The 6259-nt window shown below is 66.7% G+C and carries 7 protein-coding genes; 5 read left to right on the top strand and 2 right to left on the bottom strand.

All coding sequences use genetic code 11. The annotated features are described in order from the left end of the window. Positions 1 to 63 precede the first annotated feature (63 nt). The 4 genes from Q0Q02_RS22840 (at position 64) to Q0Q02_RS22825 (ending at position 4473) form a co-directional block, all read left to right on the top strand. Positions 64 to 2076: an acetyl/propionyl/methylcrotonyl-CoA carboxylase subunit alpha gene (locus Q0Q02_RS22840; RefSeq protein ID WP_293813008.1), complete on the top strand. Its 2013-nt coding sequence runs from the start codon at positions 64 to 66 to the stop codon at positions 2074 to 2076. Positions 2077 to 2272: 196 nt separating this feature from the next. After that, the gene (locus tag Q0Q02_RS22835; protein WP_293813006.1) at positions 2273 to 2893 is read left to right on the top strand and encodes a glutathione S-transferase family protein; all 621 of its coding nucleotides are present in this window, start codon (positions 2273 to 2275) and stop codon (positions 2891 to 2893) included. A 50-nt stretch (positions 2894 to 2943) separates the two neighbouring features. Next, positions 2944 to 3450 (top strand): lysozyme inhibitor LprI family protein, encoded by a 507-nt coding sequence (locus Q0Q02_RS22830; RefSeq protein ID WP_293813004.1) that lies wholly within the window; start codon positions 2944 to 2946, stop codon positions 3448 to 3450. 234 nt (positions 3451 to 3684) lie between these two features. After that, positions 3685 to 4473, top strand: coding sequence for a YdcF family protein (locus Q0Q02_RS22825; protein ID WP_293813002.1), 789 nt, complete (start codon positions 3685 to 3687; stop codon positions 4471 to 4473). A 159-nt stretch (positions 4474 to 4632) separates the two neighbouring features. Here Q0Q02_RS22825 and Q0Q02_RS22820 read toward each other — a convergent pair whose 3' ends face one another. Together Q0Q02_RS22820 and Q0Q02_RS22815 are read right to left on the bottom strand one after the other, a co-directional pair. Then, positions 4633 to 4899 (bottom strand): DUF3253 domain-containing protein, encoded by a 267-nt coding sequence (locus Q0Q02_RS22820; RefSeq protein ID WP_293813000.1) that lies wholly within the window; start codon positions 4897 to 4899, stop codon positions 4633 to 4635. Next, positions 4896 to 5588 carry a DUF599 family protein gene (locus tag Q0Q02_RS22815; RefSeq protein ID WP_293812998.1) on the bottom strand — a complete coding sequence of 231 codons (693 nt, stop codon included), beginning with the start codon at positions 5586 to 5588 and terminating at the stop codon, positions 4896 to 4898. The genes Q0Q02_RS22820 and Q0Q02_RS22815 overlap by 4 nt, the downstream gene beginning before the upstream one ends. Positions 5589 to 5723: 135 nt before the next feature. Here Q0Q02_RS22815 and Q0Q02_RS22810 point away from each other — a divergent pair, with 135 nt between their 5' ends. Beyond that, positions 5724 to 6137 carry a rhodanese-like domain-containing protein gene (locus tag Q0Q02_RS22810; RefSeq protein ID WP_293812996.1) on the top strand — a complete coding sequence of 138 codons (414 nt, stop codon included), beginning with the start codon at positions 5724 to 5726 and terminating at the stop codon, positions 6135 to 6137. The last annotated feature ends 122 nt before the right edge of the window (positions 6138 to 6259 follow it).

The following is a 6259-nucleotide window of genomic DNA, read 5'->3' as shown; positions in this document are numbered from 1 at the left end:
CAGTTGCGGCATCCCATAGACCCCGGCTATTGCAGTCTGGTCTGAAGCCGGGAGTGGCCGCGCATGTTCTCGAAGATCCTGATCGCGAACCGCGGCGAGATCGCCTGTCGTGTCATCAAGACGGCGCGGCGGATGGGCATCAAGACGGTCGCCGTCTACTCCGATGCGGATCGCGATGCGCTGCATGTCGAGATGGCCGACGAGGCCGTGCATATCGGCGCCGCGCCCGCTGCCCAGTCCTATCTGCTGATCGACAAGATCATCGCTGCCTGTAAAGCAACGGGCGCGCAGGCCGTTCATCCCGGCTACGGCTTCCTGTCGGAGCGCGAGGCCTTCGCCCAGGCGCTCAAGGATAACGGCATCGTCTTCATCGGCCCCAATCCCGGCGCGATCGCCGCGATGGGCGACAAGATCGAATCGAAGAAGGCGGCGGCCGCCGCGAAGGTCTCCACGGTTCCCGGCTTTCTCGGCATCATCGAGAGCCCCGAGCACGCGGTGACGATCGCCGACGAGATCGGCTATCCCGTGATGATCAAGGCCTCGGCCGGCGGCGGCGGCAAGGGCATGCGCATCGCCCATTCGGCCGGCGAGGTGGCGGAGGGCTTTGCCCGCGCCAAGTCGGAAGCGGCCTCTTCCTTCGGCGACGATCGCGTCTTCGTCGAGAAGTTCATCGTCGATCCGCGCCATATCGAGATCCAGGTTCTCGGCGACAAGCACGGCAACGTCATCTATCTCGGCGAGCGCGAATGCTCGATCCAGCGCCGCAACCAGAAGGTGCTGGAGGAGGCGCCATCGCCGCTGCTCGATGAAGCCACGCGCCGCAAGATGGGCGAGCAGGCTGTCGCGCTGGCCAAGGCGGTGAACTACGACTCGGCCGGCACGGTCGAGTTCGTCGCCGGCCAGGACAAGTCCTTCTACTTCCTGGAGATGAACACCCGGCTCCAGGTCGAGCACCCGGTGACCGAGATGATCACCGGGATCGATCTCGTCGAGCAGATGATCCGGGTAGCCTATGGCGAGAAGCTCGCGATTACGCAGGCCGATGTGAAGCTCGACGGCTGGGCGGTCGAGAGCCGCGTCTATGCCGAGGACCCGACCCGCAACTTCCTGCCCTCGACCGGCCGGCTTGTGACCTATCGCCCGCCGAGCGAGGGGCCGGATGGCGAGGCCGTGGTGCGCAACGATACCGGCGTCTTCGAGGGCGGCGAGATCTCGATCTATTACGACCCGATGATTGCCAAGCTCGTGACCCATGCGCCGACGCGCGAGGCCGCGATCAAGGCGCAGGCGCGCGCGCTCGATGCCTTCGCCATCGACGGCATCCGCCACAACATCCCCTTCGTCGCGGCGGTGATGCAGCATCCGCGCTGGATCGCCGGCAATCTCTCGACCGGCTTCATCGCCGAGGAATTCCCCGAGGGCTTCTCGCTGCCGGTGCCGCAGGGCGAGACCGCGCAGCGCATGGCCGCGATCGCGATCGCCTGCGACCACCGCATGAACCAGCGCAAGCGCAACGTCTCGGCGCAGATGGAGGGCTGGCGCAAGGTTTCCTTCGATCGCCTGCGCATCGTCCAGCTCGGCGCAGAGCGCTTCGAGGGCCAAGTGACGGAAAGTGTGACGGAACAGGGTGGGGCGGTCGTCATCGCCTTCCCGGGCCGCAGCGTCAGCGTCGTCAGCGACTGGGTGCCGGGCGAGCCGGTCTGGCACGGCACGCTCGACGGCGTGAAGGTCGCGGCGCAGGTGCGGTCGATTCTGAACGGCGTCGCGCTCGGCCATGCCGGCGCCTACGCCAACGCGCATGTCTACACGCAGCGCGAGGCCGCGTTGGCCGCGCTGATGCCGGAGAAGGTCGCGGCCGATACCGGCAAGTTCCTGCTCTGCCCGATGCCGGGCCTGGTCAAGTCGATCGCGGTCGCAGTGGGGCAGGAGGTCAAGGCCGGTGAACCGCTTGCCATGGTCGAGGCGATGAAGATGGAGAACGTGCTGCGCGCCGAGAAGGACGTCACGATCGCCAAGATCCTGGCGAAGGAGGGCGACTCCCTTGCCGTCGACGCCGTGATCATGGAATTCGCCTGAGCGATCGTTTGAAAACCCGCGAGCCCTCATCCTGAGGAGCAGCCGAAGGCTGCGTCTCGAAGGATGATCCAGGTGGCTCCTGCGCTCTCTGGAGTATCCTTCGAGACGCCGCGTGCCGCGGCTCCTCAGGATGAGGGCTGTGGTCATGGAGTTTCGTCTGTCGTCGGCGGCGGGCGAAGTGGTTGAGGAGCCTGTCATGCTGACGATCTGGGGCCGGTTGAGTTCGATCAACGTCCAGAAGGTGGTCTGGGCTGCCGGGGAGGCGGGGCAAGCCTTCGAGCGGATCGATGCCGGCGGGCCGTTCGGCGGGCTCGACACACCCGAATTCACAGCAATGAATCCGAACCGGCAAATTCCCGTGCTGCGCGATGGCGAGCTCGTCATGTGGGAGTCGAGCAGCATTCTGCGTTATCTCGCGGCCCGCTATGCCTCTGGCCTGCTCTGGGAAGAGGACCCGACACGGCGCGTGCTGGCCGATCGCTGGGTCGACTGGATGCAGTCCGAATTGCAGCCGGCGCTGGCGCCGGTGCTCTGGGGCGTGGTGCGCAAGGTGCCGGCCTTCACCGAGCCGAAGGTCATCGCCGAGGGCATCGCCAGGGCCGAGGCGCTGATGACCATCCTTGAGGGGCAATTGGCGGACCGACCCTTCCTCGCCGGGGAGCGCTTCGGCATGGCCGATATCGCGGTGGGCTGCGGCGCGCATCGCTGGCTCAACATGCCGGTGGAGCGGATTGCGCGACCGCGCGTCCAGCAATGGTACGAAACGCTCTTCGCCAGGCCGGCGGCACAGGCTGCACTGCCGTTGCCGATCGCGTGAGGTCGCAACGACCTGCTTGATCCCAATGCAGCCGCTGGCATGATGACGGCATGAGCGCTTTTCGGACGATCCTGCTCCTGTGCAGCCTCGCGGCCGCCGCTCCGGCGGTGGCGCAGAGTTCACCGACCCTGCGAGCGGACCTTGCTGCGCTTTCGGGCTGTTTGCGTGACAGCGGTTCCTCTCCTTCGGCCTGTATCGGCGCGGTTGCCGTGGCCTGCGTGCGCGCCGCCAGCAACGATCCGCGCGGCGCCGAGGCTGCCTGCGCGCGGCGCGAGGAGGCGGCATGGCGCGAGCGGTTGACGCTCGCCCTGCAGGTCGCCGGGCGGTCGCTCGACGCCGGCCAGCGCAGCCGGCTCGCGGCGCTGCAACTCGCGTGGGAGAGCTACGTCACCCAGAAATGCGCTTTCTACGGCGCGACGCAACGCGAGGCGCTGCAAGCCGGCCGGCAAGCCGGTTGCGAATTGCGCGAGGTCGCCGGCCGGGCGATCGAGCTTGCGAAGGCCTTGCCGCGGACGGGCCGCGAGCGTCCCCAATCGCCGCCGCAGATCATTCGCTGAGCTTCCCCCCCGCCACAAGCCCTCATCCTGAGGAGCCATTCCCTTGGGAATGGCGTCTCGAAGGATGGTCCAGGAGGTTCGGAAGCCCGCTGGAACATCCTTCGAGACGCCGCTGTCGCGGCTCCTCAGGATGAGGGCTAGCGGAGCCAATGGGTCGGCATTGTTTTCCGGTTCAGAAAGCCGTCAGCATTTCCCGATAGGACTTGATCGACCTTCCCTCCGCCCGAGTGCCCGATGTTCTTCGTTCTCTCAAAGCTCGTCTGGTTCGTCCTGTCGCCGGTCAATTTCGCCATCCTGCTCGCAGGGCTTTCAGCGCTGTTCGCCTTCACGCGCTTCGCCCGCCCGGCGCGCTGGGTCGGCTTGATCTCGCTTGTCGCGCTCGGCCTGATGGCGTTCAGCCCGTTGCCGCGCGCCGTGCTCCGGCCGCTGGAGGATCGTTTCCCGCAGCAGGATGCCCGCAAGGGGCCGGTGACCGGCATCGTCGTGCTGGGCGGCGCGATCGGCGTGGCGCGCGGCGATGTCGCGATGAACTCCTCGGCGGCCCGTATGACCAAGGCGGTGGAGCTGGCGCGGCTGCACCCGCAGGCGAAGATCGTCTTCACCGGCGGCGCGGCCAACCTGATCTCGGAAACGACCGTGACCGAAGCGGACGGGGCGAAATTGCTCTTCGAGGGACTGGGGCTCGATCCCGCTCGGCTGATCCTCGAGGACAAGTCACGCAACACGCGCGAGAACGCGACCTTCACGCGCAAGCTCGTCGATCCGAAGCCCGGCGAGCGCTGGCTTCTGGTGACCTCGGCCTGGCACATGCCGCGCTCGATGGGCGTCTTCCGCAAGGCCGGCTTCGCCGTCGAGGCCTTCCCGGTCGATTACTGGACGAGTGGCCAACCCGGCGATTTCATCCGACCCTATAGCCGCGCGCCGCGCGCGCTTGAAATCGCCGATAACGGCTTCAAGGAATGGGTCGGCCTCGTTGCGTATCGGCTCGCGGGCTATACGGACGAGCTGTTCCCGGCGCCTTGAGCCAGGCCAATCGCCCTGCTTGGGAAACGCGGGTCATCCCGGACGTAGCGAAGCGAAGAGCCGGGATCCAGGCCTGAACCTTCATCGGCAGCGCTCCGGCATGGATCACGGGTCAAGCCCGGGATGACCCGCGTGGTTCCCCGTAAAACTGGATCAGTCTCAGGGCGCCGCCGGCAGAACCAGCCGATAGACACCGCGAAAGTCGTCGGGGTCGACCGGGCGGCCCTTGCGGGTGATGACGAGCCGGCCTTCCTTCATCAGCTTCACGGCGGCCCGGCGCACCGGCTGCATCAACGGCCCCCAGCCGTCCGGATGGTCGCCGCCGAGCCGGCGGGCGACATCCATCGGCGAGATCGTCAGGCCCGCTTCCCGCCGGGCCAGCAGGTCGAGGATCGCGCTCTCGATCGCCTCGGGTTCGATGCTCATGGCTGGTCCGGATATGTGAAGACGCGGGCGGCGTCGGAGGCGTATTGGCGGCGATACATCGCGATCAGCACCGCGCCGGTGAAGCCGATGAAGGTGACCGGGCCGAGGAACCAGCCGAGATAGGCAAGCGCGAAGAAGAAGGCGCGCTGGCCGCGGTTGAAATGGCGGCCGGCGGCAATGTTCATCTCGACCGTTTCGTGCACGGCATAGGCCATCGCCTTCTCGTCCTTGCTGTCGAAGGGCGGCAGGGCGCCCACCAGGATGACGCAGTAGTTGAACAGCCGGTAGGCCCAGGCGAACTTGAAGAAGGCGTAGCCGAACACGCCGGTGAGGCCGATCACCTTCATCTCCCAGACCGAACGGAGGGTCACGGGCACGAAGGGCAGGTCGCTGAAGATCGCCACCACGCGCTCGGTCGAGTTCAGCAGGGTGAGCGTGCCGCCGATCGCGAGCAGCGAGGTCGAGGCGAAGAAGGCCGTGCCGTTCTGGAGCCCGTTCATGACCTGCGTGTCGACGATCCGCACCTCGCGGCCGGCCGCCTCGTTGATCCAGCGGGCGCGGCGCAGGTTCATCCGCATGTTCAGCGTCTTTGCGGCGTGCGGGCCGAGCTCGACGGCAAAGTGATAGCCGATCCAGGAGGCGGCGAAGAACGCGAGCGCGATGACGTCAAGATTGCTGAAACCGAGCATGCTGCCGCTCTGCCATTTCGGGAGCCGGAGAGGCAAGCAGCTTGTGACGAACCCGTGCGAGCGACAAGCCGGACGGCATTGACGCTGCAACGGCGAGCCGCCACGGTGCGGCCGGAATCGGGGAGGGCGTTCGCCATGCCGCAGACCATCACCAAGGGCTATAAGGCGCTGGTCGCGGAGGCCGAGAGCCGGATCGAGACGCTTTCGATCGAGCAGGCGCAGGCGCTGCACGGCAGCGATGACGTGGTTTTCGTCGACCTGCGCGATCCGCGTGAATTGGAGCGGGAAGGCCGGATGCCCGGCGCCTTCCATTGCCCCCGCGGCATGCTGGAATTCTGGATCGATCCGGAAAGCCCCTATGCCAAGCCGGTCTTCCAGCAGGATAAGCGCTTCGTCTTCTTCTGCGGCGGCGGCTGGCGTTCGGCGCTTGCGGCACAGGCCGCCCAGGAGATGGGGCTGAAGCCGGTCGCGCATGTCGCTGGCGGATTCTCGGCCTGGAAGAAGGCTGGTGCGCCGGTCGATATGACCGCCAGCGACAAGAAGGGCTGAGACCGAACCTTGTCGCATATCATCATCGTATTGCTGGTCACGGCCTTCATCTTCCGCAAGCCGCTCGGCAAATTGCTCGCGCGACGCTGGCCCAATCACGCCAAGCGCCAGCAGGTGCTGGG

Origin of the sequence: uncultured Allobosea sp. (assembly GCF_945956895.1) — a bacterium.
Taxonomy (GTDB): Bacteria; Pseudomonadota; Alphaproteobacteria; order Rhizobiales; family Beijerinckiaceae; genus Allobosea.
This window is presented reverse-complemented; position numbering and strand designations above follow the sequence as displayed.

Bases quoted from the DNA above. Each gene is read 5' to 3' on its own strand.
- Q0Q02_RS22830 (WP_293813004.1), top strand. From the start codon at position 2,944: ATGAGCGCTTTTCGGACGATCCTGCTCCTGTGCAGCCTCGCGGCCGCC.
- Q0Q02_RS22820 (WP_293813000.1), bottom strand. From the start codon at position 4,899: ATGAGCATCGAACCCGAGGCGATCGAGAGCGCGATCCTCGACCTGCTG.
- Q0Q02_RS22815 (WP_293812998.1), bottom strand. From the start codon at position 5,588: ATGCTCGGTTTCAGCAATCTTGACGTCATCGCGCTCGCGTTCTTCGCC.
- Q0Q02_RS22825 (WP_293813002.1), top strand. From the start codon at position 3,685: ATGTTCTTCGTTCTCTCAAAGCTCGTCTGGTTCGTCCTGTCGCCGGTC.
- Q0Q02_RS22810 (WP_293812996.1), top strand. From the start codon at position 5,724: ATGCCGCAGACCATCACCAAGGGCTATAAGGCGCTGGTCGCGGAGGCC.
- Q0Q02_RS22840 (WP_293813008.1), top strand. From the start codon at position 64: ATGTTCTCGAAGATCCTGATCGCGAACCGCGGCGAGATCGCCTGTCGT.
- Q0Q02_RS22835 (WP_293813006.1), top strand. From the start codon at position 2,273: ATGCTGACGATCTGGGGCCGGTTGAGTTCGATCAACGTCCAGAAGGTG.